The sequence below is a fragment of the Streptomyces sp. C1-1 genome, assembly GCF_050214755.1.
In the GTDB taxonomy this organism is placed as follows: Bacteria; Actinomycetota; Actinomycetes; order Streptomycetales; family Streptomycetaceae; genus Streptomyces.
The window spans coordinates 4137646-4155147 of sequence record NZ_CP189826.1 but is presented as its reverse complement, the minus strand read 5'-3'; the positions used below and the strand labels follow the sequence as shown (position 1 = coordinate 4155147).

Below are 17502 nucleotides of genomic sequence, written 5' to 3'. Positions count from 1 at the left end.
GACGCGGCTCTCCGGCTTGCGGGGGGTGGTCAGTAGGACGAGCCCGACGCGCCCAGTGAACCCGTCGGGTGCCACACCGTCTTCGTCTCCAGGAACGCCGTCATGCGGTCGAGGCCCGGAGTGTCCGACCAGTTGTCCACAGGCTGTGGACGCAGGACGCGCTTGAGGTTGTCCGCCGCCGCGATCTCCAGCTCCTTCGCCAGTACGTCGTCCGCGCCCGCGAGGTCGATCGCGTTGACGTCCTGGTGGGATGCCAGGGGGGTGGCGATCTCCGCCGTACGGCCCGACAGGACGTTGACCACGCCGCCGGGGACGTCCGAGGTGGCCAGGACCTCGGCGAGGGACAGGGCGGGCAGCGGAGACCGCTCGGACGCCACCACGACCGCCGTGTTGCCCGTCGCGATCACCGGGGCGAGCACCGAGACCAGACCCAGGAACGACGACTCCTGCGGGGCCAGGACCGCGACCACGCCCGTCGGCTCGGGGGAGGACAGGTTGAAGAACGGACCCGCGACCGGGTTGCCGCCGCCGACCACCTGGGCGATCTTGTCGGTCCAGCCCGCGTACCAGACCCAGCGGTCGACGGCCGCGTCCACCTGCTCGGCGGCCCTGGACTTCGACAGGCCCTCCGCGTCGGCCACCTCGTGCACGAACTGCGTCCGGCGGCCCTCCAGCATCTCGGCCACGCGGTAGAGGACCTGCCCGCGGTTGTAGGCGGTGGCGCCGGACCAGGCGCCGAAGGCCTTGCGGGCCGCGACCACCGCGTCACGGGCGTCCTTGCGGGAGGAAAGGGGCGCGTTCGCCAGCCACTTGCCCTTCGAGTCCGTCACCTCGTACACCCGGCCGCTCTCGGAACGCGGGAACTTCCCGCCGACGTACAGCTTGTAGGTCTTGAGGACACTCAAACGGTCAGACATCGAGGTATGCCTCCAGGCCGTGGCGGCCGCCCTCGCGGCCGAAGCCCGACTCCTTGTAACCGCCGAACGGCGAGGTCGGGTCGAACTTGTTGAACGTGTTGGACCAGACGACGCCCGCGCGCAGCTTGTTCGCCACGGCGAGGATCCGCGAGCCCTTCTCGGTCCAGATGCCCGCCGACAGGCCGTACGGCGTGTTGTTCGCCTTGGCGACGGCCTCGTCCGGCGTGCGGAAGGTGAGGACCGACAGGACCGGGCCGAAGATCTCGTCGCGGGCCACGGTGTGCGCCTGGGTGACGTTCGTGAAGAGCGTCGGGGCGAACCAGTAGCCGGCGGACGGGATCTCGCAGGCGGGCGACCAGCGCTCGGCGCCCTCCGCCTCGCCCTGCTCGACGAGCCGGGTGATCCGGGCCAGCTGCTCCTCGGAGTTGATCGCGCCGATGTCCGTGTTCTTGTCCAGCGGGTCGCCGAGACGCAGGGTGGACAGGCGCCGCTTGAGCGAGTCGAGCAGTTCGTCCTGGATCGACTCCTGGACCAGGAGCCGGCTGCCCGCGCAGCACACCTGGCCCTGGTTGAAGAAGATGCCGTTGACGATGCCCTCGACGGCCTGGTCGATCGGCGCGTCGTCGAAGACGATGTTGGCGCCCTTGCCGCCCAGTTCGAGGGTGAGCTTCTTGCGGGTGCCCGCGACCGTCCGCGCGATCTCCTTGCCGACGGCCGTGGAGCCGGTGAAGGCGACCTTGTTCACGTCCGGGTGCGCGACGAGCGCGGCGCCCGTGTCGCCGTATCCCGGAAGGATGTTGACGACGCCCTTGGGCAGGCCCGCCTGGCGGCAGATGTCCGCGAAGAACAGCGCGGACAGGGGCGTCGTCTCGGCGGGCTTGAGGACCACGGTGTTGCCGGTGGCGAGCGCGGGGGCGATCTTCCACGCCAGCATCAGCAGGGGGAAGTTCCAGGGGATGACCTGGCCGGCGACGCCCAGCGGCTTCGGCGCGGGGCCGAACCCGGCGTGCTCCAGCTTGTCCGCCCAGCCCGCGTAGTAGAAGAAGTGCGCCGCGACCAGGGGGAGGTCGGCGTCGCGGGTCTCCTTGATCGGCTTGCCGTTGTCCAGGGTCTCCAGGACCGCGAGCTCGCGCGAGCGCTCCTGGATGATCCGCGCGATGCGGAACAGGTACTTGGCGCGCTCGGAGCCCGGCAGCGCCGACCACTTCTCGAAGGCCTTGCGGGCGGCCGCGACGGCACGGTCGACGTCCGCCTCGCCCGCCTGGGCGACCTCGGAGAGGACCTCCTCGGTGGCGGGGCTGACGGTCTTGAAGACCTTGCCGTCGGCCGCCTCGGTGAACTCGCCGTCGACGAACAGCCCGTAGGAGGGCGCGACGTCGACGATCGAGCGGGACTCGGGTGCGGGTGCGTATTCGAATGCCGATGCCATGGTGATCAGTCCACCGTCACGTAGTCGGGGCCGGAGTAACGGCCGGTGGCCAGCTTCTGACGCTGCATCAGCAGGTCGTTCAGGAGCGAGGAGGCGCCGAAGCGGAACCAGTGGTTGTCCAGCCAGTCCTCGCCGGCGGTCTCGTTGACCAGGACGAGGAACTTGATGGCGTCCTTGGAGGTGCGAATGCCGCCGGCCGGCTTCACGCCGACCTGGATGCCGGTCTGCGCGCGGAAGTCGCGCACCGCCTCCAGCATCAGCAGCGTGTTGGCGGGGGTGGCGTTGACGGCGACCTTGCCGGTGGAGGTCTTGATGAAGTCGGCGCCGGCCAGCATGCCGAGCCAGCTGGCGCGGCGGATGTTGTCGTACGTCGACAGCTCGCCCGTCTCGAAGATGACCTTGAGCCGGGCGTCCGTCCCGCAGGTCTCCCGTACGGCGACGATCTCGTCGTAGACCTTCATGAAGTGTCCGGCGAGGAACGCCCCGCGGTCGATGACCATGTCGATCTCGTCGGCACCCGCGGCGATCGCCTCGCGCACGTCCGCCAGCTTCACGGTGAGCGGCGCGCGGCCCGCCGGGAACGCGGTGGCCACCGAGGCGACCTTCACGGAGGAGCCGGCGACGGCCGCCTTCGCCGTGGCCACCATGTCGGGATAGACGCAGACGGCCGCGGTCGACGGGGTCGTCCGGTCGGTCGGGTCGGGGTGGACCGCCTTGGCGCCGAGCGCCCGGACCTTGCCCGGGGTGTCCGCGCCTTCCAGCGTCGTCAGATCGACCATCGAGATGGCGAGGTCGATGGCGTACGCCTTCGCGGTCGTCTTGATGGAACGGGTGCCGAGGGAGGCGGCGCGCGCCTCCAGACCGACCGCGTCGACGCCGGGCAGCCCGTGGAGGAAGCGGCGCAGCGTGCCGTCGGACGCGGTGACGTCGGCGAGTGCGTGAGCTGCGTTGGGTGCAGTGGTGGGCATGGTCACCAGACGAGCATATCTACGCGCGTAGCGGCTGTACACCCCGAGAGGTTGGTCTGTGGAGCGAGGGTGTGTGCCGGGGGTCGCTTTGTCTTTCTGCCGGTGCGTCCTGGGGGATCGCTTTTTGTGTTGTGTCGGTGCCTCCTGGGGGATCGCTTTGTGGGGGGCGGCTGGCTGGGCTTCGTCATGTCGTGAGGCAGAATCGCCACCATGACGACCCCCGAGCCCCCGACGCCGGCCACGGCCAAGGACCGCGTCCACCGCTCCTCCGCAGGCATCGCCGGAGGCGTCCTCCTGCTCGCCATCACCGCCTGGCTCGGCATCGACGCGATCGTCGCCGGCCACGGCCGCACGCCCTGGCTGGCGCTGGCCGCGATGATCCTCGTCGTCCCGCTGATCGTCGCCTTCACCATCCGCCCCGCCGTCCAGGTCAACGACCAACGGCTGCGCATCCGCAACCCGTTCCGGTTGATCGTGCTGCCCTGGGGTGAGGTCGGCGCGCTCAGGTCCGGTTACTCCAACGAGGTCGTCTCCAAGGCCGGCGCCAAGTACCAGCTGTGGGCCGTCCCCGTCTCGCTGCGCGCCCGCAAGAGGGCCGCCCGGCAGGAGGCCCGCAACGCGGCCGACCGGGCCGCCGGGGCGAGTGGAGGCGGCCGCCGCGGCGGGCTGGGCGGGCTGGGTGCCGGGGGCTTCGGGGGTGCCGTTCCGGGCGGGCCTACGCGCGCCCAGGCCGACCGGGTCATGGACGACCTGCGCGAGACGCTCGAGGAACGCGGCGAGAAGCAGGCCGCGCAGGGTGAGGTGACCGTGCGCTGGGCGTACGAGGTCGCCGGGCCCGCGCTGGCCGGGGCGATCCTGCTGGTGATTCTGGTCGCCACGGGTTGAGCGGGTTCGGCGTGGGGGACGGGCGCCCTTTCGGGCGCCCGTTCTTCTAGATGCCGGCTGCCGTCGACAGGTCCTGCTTGAGGGACGTCAGGATTTCGTTCGCCCTGGCGTGCGCCGCGGGCAGGTCCTTGTGGGTTTCCACGGGGACGACCACCTCCAGGTAGCACTTGAGCTTCGGCTCCGTGCCGCTCGGGCGGACGACGACGCGGGCGCCGTCCAGCGTGTAGCGCAGGCCGTCGGTGGGAGGCAGCTTGTCGGTGCCCCGCGTGAGGTCCTCCGCCTTGGTCACCGGCAGGCCCGCCAGGCTGGTCGGCGGGTTCTCGCGGAGCCGTTCCATCGCCCGGGCGATGATCGTGACGTCCTGCACGCGGACCGACAGCTGGTCGGCGGCGTGCAGGCCGTGCTCCACCGCGAGGTCGTCGAGGAGGTCGAGGAGGGTGCGGTCGTCCTCCTTGAGCGTCGAGGCGAGCTCGGTGATCAGGAGGGCCGCCGTGATGCCGTCCTTGTCGCGGACGCCCTCGGGGTCCACGCAGTAGCCGAGGGCCTCCTCGTAGCCGAAGCGCAGGCCGTCGACGCGGGCGATCCACTTGAACCCGGTGAGGGTCTCCTCGTACGGGAGGTTCGCCTTCTCGGCGATGCGGCCCAGGAGGGACGACGAGACGATCGACTCCGCGAACGTGCCCTGCGCCCCGCGGGCCACCAGGTGGGCGGCCAGGAGCGCGCCGACCTCGTCGCCCCGGAGCATGCGCCAGTCGGCGCCCTGCTGCACGGCGACCGCGCAGCGGTCCGCGTCGGGGTCGTTCGCGATGATCAGGTCGGGGGAGGTCTCCCGGGCCTTGGCGAAGGCCAGGTCCATCGCGCCGGGCTCTTCCGGGTTGGGGAAGGCGACCGTGGGGAAGTCCGGGTCGGGGTCGGCCTGCTCGGCCACCAGGGCCGGCTCCGGGAATCCCGCCCGGGCGAAGGCCGCCAGCAGGGTGTCCCTGCCCACGCCGTGCATGGCCGTGTAGACCGTGCGGGCGGTGCGGGGGGAGGTCGGCGCCAGGACCGCGTCCGTGCGGGCGAGGTAGGCGTCCAGGACCGAGTCGTCGAGGGTCTGCCAGCCGGTCGTGGGACGGGGGACGTCGTGCAGGGACGTGATCGCCTGGATCTGCGCCGCGATCTCCGCGTCCGCGGGGGGCACGATCTGGGAGCCGTCGCCGAGGTACACCTTGTAGCCGTTGTCGCGGGGCGGGTTGTGGCTGGCCGTGACCTCCACGCCGGCGACCGCGCCGAGATGCCGTATGGCGAACGCGAGGACGGGGGTGGGCAGGGGGCGGGGCAGGACGGCCGCCCTGAGGCCCGCGCCGGTCATGACGGCCGCGGTGTCGTGCGCGAAGTCGGCCGACTTGTGGCGGGCGTCGTAGCCGATGACCACCAGGCCGTCGGTGTGGCCGGTCGCCTTGAGGTAGGCGGCCAGGCCCGCGGCGGCGCGGATGACGACCGAGCGGTTCATGCGGTTGGGGCCGGCGCCGAGCTCACCGCGCAGGCCCGCCGTGCCGAACTGGAGGGTGCCGCTGAAGCGGTCGGCGAGTTCCGTCAGGTCGCCGGCCTCGATGAGCTTCGCGAGCTCGTCGCGGGTGTCCGGGTCCGGGTCCTCGGCGAGCCAGGTCTGGGCCCGGGCGATGAGGTCGTCGTGCACGGTCGGTCAGCCTCTCGTTGTGGTCGGGTGCCTGCGGCGCAGGTGCGGGGGCGGGGGTGCCTGTCGCGCCTGCGGTTCGGTGGTGGGTCGGGGCCGGGACGGGGGGTGTCCGTCCTCGGACGGGCGGTGCCGGAGGTTTTGTCGTGCCCTCTGTTTACGCCCGTCGCTGCGGGCGGACACCCCCCGTCCCGGCCCCTTCTCGCCGTTCGCGTGCCTCTCAGAGTCGTCCGAGGACCTGGGCGAGCAGCGAACCCATGCGCGTGGCGCTGTCCCGGCCCGCCTGGAGGACCTCCTCGTGGTTGAGGGGCTCGCCCGTCATGCCGGCGGCGAGGTTGGTGACCAGGGAGATGCCGAGGACCTCGGCGCCCGCCTCGCGTGCGGCGATCGCCTCCAGGACCGTCGACATGCCCACCAGGTCGGCGCCGATGACGCGGGCCATGCGGATCTCGGCCGGCGTCTCGTAGTGCGGGCCGGGGAACTGCGCGTAGACGCCCTCTTCGAGAGTGGGGTCGATCTCCTTGCACAGGGCCCGCAGGCGGGGGGAGTAGAGGTCGGTGAGGTCGACGAAGTTGGCGCCGACGATGGGGGAGGTGGCGGTGAGGTTGATGTGGTCGCTGATCAGGACCGGCTGGCCGGGGCGCATGCCCTCGCGCAGGCCGCCGCAGCCGTTCGTGAGGATGATCGTCTTGCTGCCGGCCGCCACGGCGGTGCGGACGCCGTGGGCGACGGCGGCCACGCCGCGGCCCTCGTAGTAGTGCGTGCGGCCGAGGAAGACCAGGGCCCGCCTGTCGCCCATCTTGTACGAGCGGATCTTGCCGCCGTGGCCCTCGACCGCCGGGGGCGGGAAGCCGGGCAGCTCGGTGACCTGGAACTCGGCGTCGGGGGCGCCGAGGGCGTCCACGGCCGGTGCCCAGCCGGAGCCCATCACGAGGGCGACGTCGTGGGTCTCGGCGCCGGTCAGTTCGCGCAGACGCGCGGCGGCGGCGTCGGCGGCGGCGTGGGGGTCGCCCTGGATGTCGTCCGGAAGGAGAGATGCGTTCACGCGGTCGAGGGTAGCCGGTTCCGGCCTACGCGCGTAGATGACAGAGCTGACGGGTTGGCGATCGTTGTCTTGTCGTTTCCAACGAATGGTGGGGGTGGTGGGGTGTGGGGTGACTGTGGGGCTGCTGTGGGGTGGCTGTGGTCAGCAGGGGCGTTTGCGGAGTTCCATCACGTAGTCGTGCGGGGCGCCCGCCGACTCCGCCGCGTCCGCGAGCTCGCCCAGGTAGCGCGCCGAGGGCAGGCCGCCCTCGTAGCCGTTGAGGACGTAGAGCCAGGCCTGCTCCTCGCCCTCCAGGGTGTGGACCCGGACCCGGGCGCGGCGGTAGATGCCCAGACCCACTCCCTCCCAGCGGTCCATGGACTCCTCGTCCGGCGGCGCGATGTCGTAGAGGGCGACGAACACCTGGGAGGTGGGGTCCTCCGCGAGGGTCGCCAGCGCTCCCTCCCAGCCCATGTGCTCGCCCCCGAAGGTCAGCCGCCAGCCGTTCAGCCAGCCCGTGGCGCGCATCGGCGAGTGCGGGGCGCGGCGGGTCATCAGCCGCGCGTCGAGGTTGCCGGCGTACGCGGCGTAGAGCGACATGGGGAGAGGGTACGGCAGGGAGAACAGGGGACTCACAAGGATCAGGGGCCCCTTGCCCAACCCATTGCCACGAGCCCGGGCATTAGCACCTTGAACCGTGCGGGACAATGGGGTACGTGACTCGGATCGTGATCATTGGTGGCGGACCCGGCGGATACGAAGCGGCGCTGGTGGCCGCTCAGCTCGGCGCGGAGGTGACCGTCGTCGACTGCGACGGTCTGGGCGGAGCGTCGGTCCTGACCGACTGCGTGCCGTCGAAGACTCTCATCGCCACGGCCGAGGTGATGACCACCTTCGACTCGTCGTACGAAGAGCTGGGGATCATCGTCGCCGACGACACCCCGCCGCTGGAGCAGGCCGCCCGGGTGGTGGGTGTCGATCTCGGGAAGGTCAACCGGCGTGTGAAGCGGCTCGCGCTTGCGCAGTCGCACGACATCACCGCCTCCGTGACGCGTGCGGGCGCGCGCGTCATGCGCGGGCGGGGGCGGCTGGAGGGCATGCAGGCCCTCGACGGGTCCCGGAAGGTCGTCGTCTCGGCCGCCGACGGGACCGAGGAGACGCTGACCGCGGACGCGGTGCTCATCGCCACCGGCGGGCATCCGCGCGAGGTGCCGGACGCCCAGCCCGACGGTGAGCGCATCCTGAACTGGACCCAGGTCTACGACCTCACCGAGCTGCCCGAAGAGCTCATCGTGGTCGGGTCGGGTGTGACGGGTGCCGAGTTCGCCGGCGCCTATCAGGCGCTGGGGTCGAAGGTCACGCTCGTCTCGTCGCGCGATCGGGTGCTGCCGGGTGAGGACCCGGACGCGGCCGCTGTACTGGAGGACGTCTTCCGGCGCCGGGGCATGAACGTCATGGCGCGCTCGCGGGCCGCCGCCGCCAAGCGGGTCGGCGACCGGGTGGAGGTCACGCTGGCCGACGGGCGGGTCATCACCGGGTCGCACTGTCTGATGGCGGTCGGCGCCATTCCCAACAGCGCCGGACTGGGGCTGGAGGAGGCCGGGGTCCGGGTGCGGGAGTCCGGGCACATCTGGACCGACAAGGTGTCCAGGACGACGGCTCCCGGTGTGTACGCCGCCGGCGACGTCACGGGCGTCTTCGCGCTCGCCTCGGTGGCGGCGATGCAGGGACGTATCGCCATGTACCACTTCCTCGGTGACGCGGTCGCTCCGCTGAACCTGAAGACCGTGTCGTCGAACGTGTTCACCGACCCCGAGATCGCCACCGTGGGGTACACCCAGGCGGACGTGGACGCCGGGAAGATCGACGCCCGTGTGGTGAAGCTGCCGCTGCTGCGCAATCCGCGCGCCAAGATGCAGGGCATCCGGGACGGCTTCGTGAAGCTCTTCTGCCGGCCGGGCACGGGCATCGTGGTGGGTGGTGTCGTGGTCGCCCCGCGCGCCTCGGAACTGATCCATCCGATCTCGATCGCCGTCGACAACAATCTGACGGTCGAACAGATCGCGAACGCGTTCACCGTTTATCCGAGTCTTTCGGGGTCGATCGCGGAGGTCGCGCGTCAGCTGCACACTCGTAAGACGGGCGGGGACGTCTGACGGCCGAAAGCGATTCCCCGCTGGTCACCGGGAGTTGTCGCACGTGCGTACGGCATAGGCGCTGCGGGTAGGTCCTATACCACTTTCCGTCCTGGCGTGCGAACAACTTCTGCTATTCGGCGCAAACAGCTGAAACCAGACGGTCGTTGGCATTACTGTCAGTTTCGTGTTCGCTGCAGAACGTCGCCAATTGATCCTCGAAATGGTGCGAGCGAACGGAGCCGTGTCGCTCCGTGAGCTCGCCCGCGTCGTCCAGACCTCCGAAGTGACCGTACGGCGGGACGTGCGCGCACTGGAGGCAGAAGGACTCCTCGACCGCCGGCACGGCGGTGCGGTACTGCCGGGCGGATTCACGCGGGAGTCCGGCTTTCCGCAGAAGTCACATCTCGCGACCGCCGAGAAGACGGCCATCGCCGACCTCGCCGCGGGCTTCGTCGAAGAGGGCGAGGCCATCGTGGTGGGGGCCGGAACGACCACCCAGGAGCTGGCCCGCCGGCTCGCCCGGGTGCCCGGTCTGACCGTCGTCACCAACTCGCTGCTGGTGGCCCAGGCCTTGGCCCATGCCAACCGGGTGGAGGTCGTGATGACCGGCGGTACGTTGCGTGGCTCCAACTACGCGCTGGTGGGCAGTGGGGCGGAGCAGTCCCTGCAGGGGCTGCGGGTCTCGCGGGCCTTCCTGTCCGGCAGTGGCCTCACGGCCGAGCGGGGGCTGTCCACCTCCAACATGCTGTCGGCCTCCGTGGACCGGGCGCTCGTCCAGGCCGCCGCCGAGGTCGTCGTGCTCGCCGACCACACCAAGCTCGGTACGGACACCATGTTCCAGACCGTGCCCACGGACGTGATCACCCGCCTGGTGACCGACGAGCCGCCGGCGCACGACGACCGGGCGGCCACGGAGTTGCAGGCGCTGGCCGACCAGGGTGTGCAGATCGCCGTCGCCGGGGCGTCCGGGAACTCCGTGGGCGGTGATTCCGTCCCCCCGCGCCAGGCCCGCCGGGACGTCGCCCTTCCGGGGCCCCGGCGCGGGGCGGTTCCCGGGGCGGGGGCGGGGCTGCGCAGCGCCGCGGTCCTCGGTGAGCCGGCGCCGGGTACCGAGCGGGCGCGGGTCGCCGACATGCGGCGGCGTTAGAGACGCCCTTGCGCCGTGGGGCTTGTGCCGGTGGGTGCGTGCGAATGGTTCGTACGGTCAGCCCGGCTTCAGGCCTCTCAGCGTCAACTGGAGCAGGCGGTCCGCCAGTTCCGGGTCGCCCGGTGCCTCCTCCGCCGCCAGCGCGATCGCGTTCGTCAGCTGCAGCAGGTCGTTGACCGCCACGTCCTCGCGGACCCGGCCCGCCCGCTGGGCCCGGGCCAGCAGCGCGGCGCCCGCCTGTCTGATCGGGTCGCTGCACCGGGCCAGGGCCGAGGTGTGGTCGGACGTCACGGACATCAGGGCGCGGGCCAGCCCTCGGTACTCGCCGGCATGGGCGATGATCTCGCGCAGCCAGGTCACCAGGGCCGCGCAGGGCTCGGGGGCGTCCAGCAGTTCACGGGAGCGGGACAGCAGGTCGCCCACCGCGTCCTCGAAGACCGCGCTCAACAGGGCGTGACGGTTGGGGAAGTGACGGTAGAGGGTGCCGATGCCGACACCCGCGCGCCTGGCCACGTCCTCCAGGGACGCGTCGGCGCCGTGTTCGGCGAAGACCGAGCGCGCCTCGGTCAGCAGCCGTTCGCGGTTGCGGCGGGCGTCGGCGCGCAGGGCGCGTCCCGATGCCGTCGTCACCATGGCCTCCCGGTGCCTTCGGCCGAGGTCACGTGCGCCATCACTCCCACCTGCTCCCTCTCGCGCCCCCCTTTGCCTCCAGCATGCCATCGGGGACGCGCGAGCGGCCTTCCCCGACGGGACGCAGGCCGTACCTTCGTCTCAGGCGAGAGCAGCGCCGGGAGAGTGCGATGGACATCAGCGGTGCGGACGCGCGTCGCGTACTGACGCTCGTAGGGGAACTCGAAGACACCTCCTCCGTGGGGGAGTTGCAGGAACGGGCGCTGTACGGGCTGATGGAGCTCGTACCGGCCGACGGCGCCCAGGCCTACCGGCTGTCCGTGGACGGCACGGGGGAACTCGCCGCCCTCTCCCTGCCCCGGGAGACCTTCCACGAGGACCCGATGGTCATCTACGACCACCCCCTCGACCATCCGCTCACCGACCTGATGCTGGAGACACCCACCGCGGAGGCCTGGCGGGTCAGCGATGTCGCCGCGGACCGTCAGTGGCGGCGCACGTACTGCTACAACCTGGACTTCCGGCCCTTCGGCATGATCCGTCACCTCGTCGCCTCCGGCGGCTCGGACCTGTCCGTCGTCGAGGGGTACGCGCTCACCCGCTCCGGGACGGACTTCAGCGAGCGCGAGCGCGATCTGTTCGGCTTCGCACAGCTGCAACTCGGTGCCGCCGAACGGGCGCTGAGGGAACGCGAGCAGCTGCGGGCGCTGGCCTCCCTCGCCCTGGACCTGGCCGGCGGCAAGGAGCGCGGGGTCGCCGCCCTGGATCCGAGCGGACGGCCGTACGCCCTCAACGCGGTCGCCGCCGGCCTGCTGGCCGTCGTGGGGGACGATCCGCGGCTCGGCGGCGCGGGGTGCTTCACGGCGCGGGACGTGGAGGTGCGCCGGGTCCCGCCGAGCACCCCCGGCGGGCCCCCGCTCCTGCTGCTGCGCGATCTCGCCCGGCCGCGCGCCCTGGCCCGGCGGTACGGGGTGACCGAGCAGGAACACCGCACCCTGTGCCATCTGCACGCCGGGTGCACGGCGACCGAGGCCGCCCGGCGGATGGGCCTGTCGACGGTGACCGTGCGGGGCTACATCGCCTCCCTGCACCGCAAGCTGGAGGCCGGCCACACGGCCGCGCTGCTGCGCCGCGGGCGGGACCTGGGGCTGCTCGTGGACTGAGGCCCAGGCGATATGTCGCGACCCGTCAGAATTGACGGATGGCCCGCGGGCGGCCGCGCTGGGTTCACTGGCTCAGGGCGCTGTACGCGGGGGCGGCCGCCACGAGAGGCCACCGTCACGGGGGACGGGGAAAGGCGAGGCGCCCGGCGGACCGACTGCTCCGGTCCGCCGGGCGCCTCGCCCGGGTGTCTCGCGGGTCAGTCCTTGATCTCGCAGATCGCGGCGCCGGAGCTGATGGAGGCGCCGACCTCCAGGCCCAGGCCCTTGATGGTGCCCGACTTGTGGGCGTTGAGCGGCTGTTCCATCTTCATCGCCTCGAGTACGACGACCAGGTCGCCCTCCTTGACCTCCTGGCCCTCCTCCACGGCGACCTTGACGATGGTGCCCTGCATGGGGGAGGCGAGGGTGTCGCCGGAGGCGGCCGGGCCGGACTTCTTGGCGGCGCGCCGCTTGGGCTTGGCGCCCGCGGCCAGGCCGGTGCGGGCCAGGGTCATGCCCAGGGACGCCGGCAGGGAGACCTCCAGGCGCTTGCCGCCGACCTCGACGACGACCGTCTCGCGGCCCGTGTCCTCGTCCGCCTCGGCGTCGGCGGGGGCGGCGAAGGGCTTGATCTCGTTGACGAACTCGGTCTCGATCCAGCGGGTGTGGACCGTGAACGGCTCGTCGGAGCCGGTCAGCTCGGGGGCGAAGGCCGGGTCGGTGACGACCGCGCGGTGGAAGGGGATGGCCGTGGCCATGCCCTCGACCTGGAACTCCTCCAGGGCGCGGGCGGCCCGCTCCAGGGCCTCCTTGCGGGTGCGGCCGGTGACGATCAGCTTGGCCAGCAGGGAGTCCCAGGCCGGGCCGATGACCGAGCCGGACTCGACGCCCGCGTCCAGGCGGACGCCCGGGCCGGAGGGGGCGGCGAAGGTGGTGACGGTGCCGGGGGCGGGCAGGAAGTTGCGGCCCGGGTCCTCGCCGTTGATGCGGAACTCGAAGGAGTGGCCGCGCAGTTCCGGGTCGTCGTAGCCGAGTTCCTCGCCGTCGGCGATGCGGAACATCTCGCGGACCAGGTCGATGCCGGCGACCTCCTCGGTGACCGGGTGCTCGACCTGCAGGCGGGTGTTGACCTCCAGGAAGGAGATCGTGCCGTCCTGGCCGACGAGGAACTCGCAGGTGCCGGCGCCCTCGTAGTGGGCCTCCTTCAGGATGGCCTTGGAGGCGCGGTACAGCTCGGCGACCTGCTCCTCGGACAGGAACGGCGCCGGGGCCTCCTCGACCAGCTTCTGGTGACGGCGCTGCAGGGAGCAGTCACGGGTGGAGACGACGACCACGTTGCCGTGCTTGTCGGCCAGGCACTGGGTCTCCACGTGCCGGGGGCGGTCGAGGTAGCGCTCGACGAAGCACTCGCCGCGGCCGAAGGCGGCGACCGCCTCGCGGACGGCGGAGTCGTACAGTTCGGGGACCTCTTCGAGGGTCCGGGCGACCTTCAGGCCGCGGCCGCCGCCGCCGAAGGCGGCCTTGATCGCGATCGGCAGGCCGTGCTCCTCGGCGAAGGCGACGACCTCGTCGGCGCCGGAGACCGGGTCGGGCGTGCCCGCCACCAGGGGGGCGCCGGCGCGCTGCGCGATGTGCCGGGCGGCGACCTTGTCGCCGAGGTCGCGGATGGCCTGCGGGGGCGGGCCGATCCAGATCAGCCCGGCGTCCAGGACGGCCTGGGCGAATTCGGCGTTCTCGGAGAGGAAGCCGTAGCCCGGGTGGATGGCGTCGGCGCCCGACTCGCGCGCCGCGTTCAGGATCTTGTCGATCACCAGGTAGCTGGTGGCCGGGGTGTCACCGCCCAGGGCGAACGCCTCATCCGCGGCGCGGACATGCAGAGCGTCCCGGTCGGGGTCGGCGTAGACGGCGACGCTCGCGATGCCGGCGTCCCGACAGGCCCGGGCAACGCGGACAGCGATTTCGCCACGGTTGGCGATGAGCACCTTGCGCACGATTGAGGCTCCCTCCTTGAAACAAGCCGAGTTTAGGGACAGCCGACGAGGCACTTCGACCCGTCCCCAATGGTGAGCTTGCCCACACGGAGCGTGATTCGAGGCTTGCTCGACCCGTGAAATCCCTTGTCGCACCCTGGTGTGCAGGGCTCCTCCCGGCAACCCTAGCCCTCTGATGTGGTCAAGGTCTCTGTGAGAGCGTGCTGCGGGCCACTCAGTTTCTTTGTGGAGTCCCTACGAATGGCCCAACGATTCTTTGCCGCCCGCCGAACCCTTGTCCCGCGGTTTACCCGTTAGTAGCGTTCGCGATGTATCGAACGGACGTGAAGGGGTGGCCCGGTGGTGCGCAGACCGGTGGCGTGGGTCGTGGCGGTCGTGCTCTTCGTCGAGGCGCTCGGCGTCGCGGCGCTCAACTGGTTCCTGGGGGTCGTCGTCGACCGGCAGGACATGTCGCTCGCCGGACTCGACCCGGACATGATGTCCCTGTCGTCGAAGATCGGCGGCATCCTCTTCGGCCTCTACTTCGCCCTGTGCGGCCTGGTCGCGCTGCTGGTGGCCGCACGCAACCGTCCCCCGGCCGGCTTCGGCCGCGTCCTGCTCGTCAGCGCGGCCGTCGTGCACGGCCTGCTGGGCGCGTTCGCGTGGGGGCTGGTGGGCTGGCAGGCGTTCACGTTCATGGTGGTCGTACTGGCGTTGATCGTGCTGCTGCTGATGACCTACGACCGTCCGGTCGAACCCGCCGACGCGGCTCCGCCCGCGCAGGCGCCGGCGCCCGAGGGCGACGGTGACGGGGTCGCTCCCGTCACCCCTCCACCGGCGCCCACAACTCCGTGATGCCCACGCCCAGTTGAGCCAGCAGCCTGCGCACGAGGGGCAGGCTGAGGCCGATCACGTTGCCGTGGTCGCCGTCGATGCCGTCGATGAACGGCGCGCTGCGGCCGTCCAGCGTGAACGCTCCGGCGACGTAGAGGGGTTCTCCGGAGGCGACGTACGCGGCGATCTCCTCGTCGGTGGGGTCGCCGAAGCGGACGACCGTGGAGGCCGTGCCGGAGGCGTAGCGGCCGGTGACGGTGTCGTAGACGCAGTGCCCGGTCTGGAGCGTGCCGGCCCGGCCGCGCATCGCCTTCCAGCGCGCCGTGGCCTCCTCCGCGTCCGCGGGCTTGCCCAGCGCCTCGCCGTCGAGGTCCAGGACCGAGTCGCAGCCGATCACGACGGCGCCGTGGGCGTCCGGGCGGGCGGCGACGACGGAGGCCTTGGCCTCGGCCAGGGCGAGGGCCAGTTCGGCGGGGGTGGGCGCGCTGACGGCGTCCTCGTCCACCCCGCTCACGATGACCTCGGGATCCATGCCCGCCTGGCGCAGGAGGCCCAGCCGGGCGGGGGACTGGGAGGCGAGGATGAGGCGGCGGCGGGGCTGATCGGTCATGGGGCCAGGGTATCGACGCGGGTGCCGGGGTTCACCTCAGGCCGATCACGATCATCGCCAGCACCATGGCGAGGGCCATGAGAACCCCGAGTCTGCGCAACATGTCCTGCGTGTCGCGCAGTTCCTCGGGGGGTTCGTTCTCGGGGTCCGACCAGAGCATGCCACCAGCGTGCGGCTGGGGGCGGGGTGGGCGCCTGAGTACGGGTACTCAAGTTGGCGCCCCGGGTCGTCCTACCGTGCGCGGTTCCCCGCGCCCCTTGGGTGGCTGCGGTCAGCCCGGCCAGTAGGTGCGGGTCCATGCCGTCGGGCCCGGCTGGGGCAGGCGGTGGGTTGCGATGCGGGACGGGTCGGACCAGGAGTCGCGGGGCCGCGCGGCATCCGGTGTCACGGCGGACGCCGCTGCCGCGCGGGCCCTGACCACCGCCAGGGCGGCGGCCAGCTCCTCGGGGGTCGGGTTGCCCCGTACGACCTTGATGTTCACAGCGACTCCTTAGAGGGGGATGTTGCCGTGCTTCTTGGGCGGCAGCGACTCGCGCTTGGTGCGCAGCTGGCGCAGGCCGCGGACGATGTGCTGACGGGTGTCGGACGGCATGATCACGGCGTCGACGTAGCCGCGCTCGGCCGCGACGTAGGGGTTGAGGAGGGCGTCCTCGTACTCCTGGATCAGCTGGGCCCGGATGGCCTCGACGTCGTCCGCCTCGGCGATGGCGCGCCGGTGCAGGATGTTGACCGCGCCCTGGGCGCCCATGACCGCGATCTGGGCGGTCGGCCAGGCCAGGTTGAGGTCGGCGCCCAGGTGCTTGGAGCCCATGACGTCGTAGGCGCCGCCGAAGGCCTTGCGGGTGATGACCGTGATCAGCGGGACCGTGGCCTCGGCGTAGGCGTAGATCAGCTTGGCGCCGCGGCGGATGATGCCGTCGTGCTCCTGGTCCACGCCCGGCAGGAAGCCGGGGACGTCGACGAAGGTCAGCACCGGGATGTTGAAGGCGTCGCAGGTGCGCACGAAGCGGGCCGCCTTCTCGGACGCCTTGATGTCCAGGCAGCCGGCGAACTGCATCGGCTGGTTGGCGACGATGCCGACCGGGTGGCCCTCCACGCGCCCGTAGCCGGTGACGATGTTCGGCGCGTACAGCGGCTGGGTCTCGAAGAACTCGGCGTCGTCCAGGACGTGTTCGATCACCGTCTTGATGTCGTACGGCTGGTTGGCGCTGTCCGGGACGAGGGTGTCGAGCTCGCGGTCCTCGTCGGTGACGGTGAGGTCGGCCTCCTCCGGGTAGACCGGGGCCTCGGAGAGGTTGTTGGACGGCAGGTACGACAGCAGCTGCTTGATGTACTCGATCGCGTCCTTCTCGTCCCCGGCCATGTGGTGGGCCACGCCGGAGGTCGAGTTGTGGGTGCGGGCGCCGCCGAGCTCCTCGAAGCCGACGTCCTCGCCGGTGACCGTCTTGATGACGTCCGGGCCGGTGATGAACATGTGCGAGGTCTGGTCGACCATCACCGTGAAGTCGGTGATCGCGGGGGAGTAGACGGCTCCGCCCGCGCAGGGACCGACGACCAGGCTGATCTGCGGGATCACGCCGGAGGCGTGGGTGTTGCGGCGGAAGATCTCGCCGTAGGCGCCGAGCGAGGCCACACCCTCCTGGATGCGGGCGCCGCCGGAGTCGTTGATGCCGATGACCGGGCAGCCGGTCTTCAGCGCGAAGTCCATCACCTTGACGATCTTCTGGCCGTAGACCTCGCCCAGGGCGCCGCCGAAGACGGTGAAGTCCTGCGAGAACACGGCGACGGGGCGGCCGTCGACCGTGCCGTAGCCGGTGACGACGCCGTCGCCGTAGGGGCGGTTCTTCTCGAGGCCGAAGTTGGTGGAGCGGTGCCGGGCGAACTCGTCGAGCTCGACGAAGGAACCCTCGTCGAGCAGCAGCTCGATGCGCTCACGGGCCGTCAACTTGCCCTTCGCGTGCTGCTTCTCGACGGCGCGCTCGGAGCCGGCGTGCGTCGCTTCCTCGATGCGGCGTTGAAGATCCGCGAGCTTGCCCGCGGTGGTGTGGATGTCGATCTCTTCCGGCTCGGACATCGGGATCGCGGCTCCCTGCCTGCTCAAAAGGGGGGACGGTTACTCATCCGTAGAGTAGT

Annotated in this window: 17 protein-coding genes; 5 read left to right on the top strand and 12 right to left on the bottom strand. The window is 71.3% G+C overall.

Annotation, left to right across the window (positions count from 1 at the left end; translation table 11 throughout):
* Positions 1-29: 29 nt before the first annotated feature.
* From ACQF4J_RS18810 to deoC, 3 genes are read right to left on the bottom strand one after another with little or no spacing between them, the layout of a single operon-like run.
* Entirely contained in the window at positions 30-917 is an 888-nt protein-coding gene (locus tag ACQF4J_RS18810) for an aldehyde dehydrogenase family protein (protein ID WP_351803080.1), read from the bottom strand.
* Complete coding sequence (locus ACQF4J_RS18805; protein WP_351580334.1) at positions 910-2346, bottom strand: aldehyde dehydrogenase family protein; 1437 nt, start codon at positions 2344-2346, stop codon at positions 910-912. The genes ACQF4J_RS18810 and ACQF4J_RS18805 overlap by 8 nt, the downstream gene beginning before the upstream one ends.
* A 5-nt stretch (positions 2347-2351) precedes the next feature.
* Positions 2352-3314, bottom strand: a complete 963-nt coding sequence (deoC, locus tag ACQF4J_RS18800) for a deoxyribose-phosphate aldolase (RefSeq protein WP_351580331.1) — start codon at positions 3312-3314, stop codon at positions 2352-2354.
* Between the two features lie 210 nt (positions 3315-3524).
* Between deoC and ACQF4J_RS18795 the strand changes: the two genes are divergently transcribed.
* Positions 3525-4199 carry a PH domain-containing protein gene (locus tag ACQF4J_RS18795; protein ID WP_427166218.1) on the top strand — a complete coding sequence of 225 codons (675 nt, stop codon included), beginning with the start codon at positions 3525-3527 and terminating at the stop codon, positions 4197-4199.
* 46 nt (positions 4200-4245) lie between these two features.
* Here the strand turns inward: ACQF4J_RS18795 and ACQF4J_RS18790 are convergent, their stop codons facing one another.
* From ACQF4J_RS18790 to ACQF4J_RS18780, 3 genes are all read right to left on the bottom strand, one after another.
* Positions 4246-5877, bottom strand: a complete 1632-nt coding sequence (locus tag ACQF4J_RS18790) for a phospho-sugar mutase (protein ID WP_427166216.1) — start codon at positions 5875-5877, stop codon at positions 4246-4248.
* Between the two features lie 217 nt (positions 5878-6094).
* The gene (locus tag ACQF4J_RS18785; RefSeq protein ID WP_351580322.1) at positions 6095-6919 is read right to left on the bottom strand and encodes a purine-nucleoside phosphorylase; all 825 of its coding nucleotides are present in this window, start codon (positions 6917-6919) and stop codon (positions 6095-6097) included.
* 141 nt (positions 6920-7060) lie between these two features.
* Positions 7061-7498, bottom strand: coding sequence for a gamma-glutamylcyclotransferase (locus ACQF4J_RS18780; RefSeq protein WP_351580319.1), 438 nt, complete (start codon positions 7496-7498; stop codon positions 7061-7063).
* A 107-nt stretch (positions 7499-7605) separates the two neighbouring features.
* On the opposite strand from ACQF4J_RS18780, the gene ACQF4J_RS18775 reads away from it, so the two are divergent.
* On the top strand, positions 7606-9054 hold the full coding sequence (locus ACQF4J_RS18775) for an NAD(P)H-quinone dehydrogenase (protein ID WP_351580316.1): 1449 nt from the start codon (positions 7606-7608) through the stop codon (positions 9052-9054).
* Positions 9055-9244: 190 nt separating this feature from the next.
* Complete coding sequence (locus ACQF4J_RS18770) at positions 9245-10183, top strand: DeoR/GlpR family DNA-binding transcription regulator (protein ID WP_351580436.1); 939 nt, start codon at positions 9245-9247, stop codon at positions 10181-10183.
* Between the two features lie 57 nt (positions 10184-10240).
* Here ACQF4J_RS18770 and ACQF4J_RS18765 read toward each other — a convergent pair whose 3' ends face one another.
* Positions 10241-10816 carry a TetR/AcrR family transcriptional regulator gene (locus ACQF4J_RS18765; RefSeq protein WP_427166214.1) on the bottom strand — a complete coding sequence of 192 codons (576 nt, stop codon included), beginning with the start codon at positions 10814-10816 and terminating at the stop codon, positions 10241-10243.
* A gap of 167 nt (positions 10817-10983) precedes the next feature.
* Here ACQF4J_RS18765 and ACQF4J_RS18760 point away from each other — a divergent pair, with 167 nt between their 5' ends.
* A complete protein-coding gene (locus ACQF4J_RS18760) occupies positions 10984-11976 on the top strand; it encodes a helix-turn-helix transcriptional regulator (protein ID WP_427166212.1) in 993 nt (330 codons plus the stop codon).
* 197 nt (positions 11977-12173) lie between these two features.
* On the opposite strand, the gene ACQF4J_RS18755 is transcribed toward ACQF4J_RS18760, so the two are convergent.
* Entirely contained in the window at positions 12174-13946 is a 1773-nt protein-coding gene (locus ACQF4J_RS18755; protein ID WP_351581891.1) for an acetyl/propionyl/methylcrotonyl-CoA carboxylase subunit alpha, read from the bottom strand.
* Between the two features lie 339 nt (positions 13947-14285).
* On the opposite strand from ACQF4J_RS18755, the gene ACQF4J_RS18750 reads away from it, so the two are divergent.
* Entirely contained in the window at positions 14286-14780 is a 495-nt protein-coding gene (locus ACQF4J_RS18750) for a hypothetical protein (RefSeq protein ID WP_427166210.1), read from the top strand.
* Here the strand turns inward: ACQF4J_RS18750 and ACQF4J_RS18745 are convergent.
* The 4 genes from ACQF4J_RS18745 to ACQF4J_RS18730 all read right to left on the bottom strand — a co-directional run bounded on the left by ACQF4J_RS18745 (position 14749) and on the right by ACQF4J_RS18730 (position 17443).
* Positions 14749-15369, bottom strand: a complete 621-nt coding sequence (locus tag ACQF4J_RS18745) for a Maf family protein (RefSeq protein WP_427166209.1) — start codon at positions 15367-15369, stop codon at positions 14749-14751. The genes ACQF4J_RS18750 and ACQF4J_RS18745 overlap by 32 nt on opposite strands.
* Before the next feature lie 31 nt (positions 15370-15400).
* Positions 15401-15529, bottom strand: coding sequence for a morphogenic membrane protein MmpB (gene mmpB, locus ACQF4J_RS18740; RefSeq protein ID WP_107416103.1), 129 nt, complete (start codon positions 15527-15529; stop codon positions 15401-15403).
* 111 nt (positions 15530-15640) lie between these two features.
* A complete protein-coding gene (locus ACQF4J_RS18735; RefSeq protein WP_351581897.1) occupies positions 15641-15850 on the bottom strand; it encodes an acyl-CoA carboxylase epsilon subunit in 210 nt (69 codons plus the stop codon).
* Positions 15851-15859: 9 nt separating this feature from the next.
* The gene (locus ACQF4J_RS18730) at positions 15860-17443 is read right to left on the bottom strand and encodes an acyl-CoA carboxylase subunit beta (protein WP_351581899.1); all 1584 of its coding nucleotides are present in this window, start codon (positions 17441-17443) and stop codon (positions 15860-15862) included.
* Between the last annotated feature and the right edge of the window lie 59 nt (positions 17444-17502).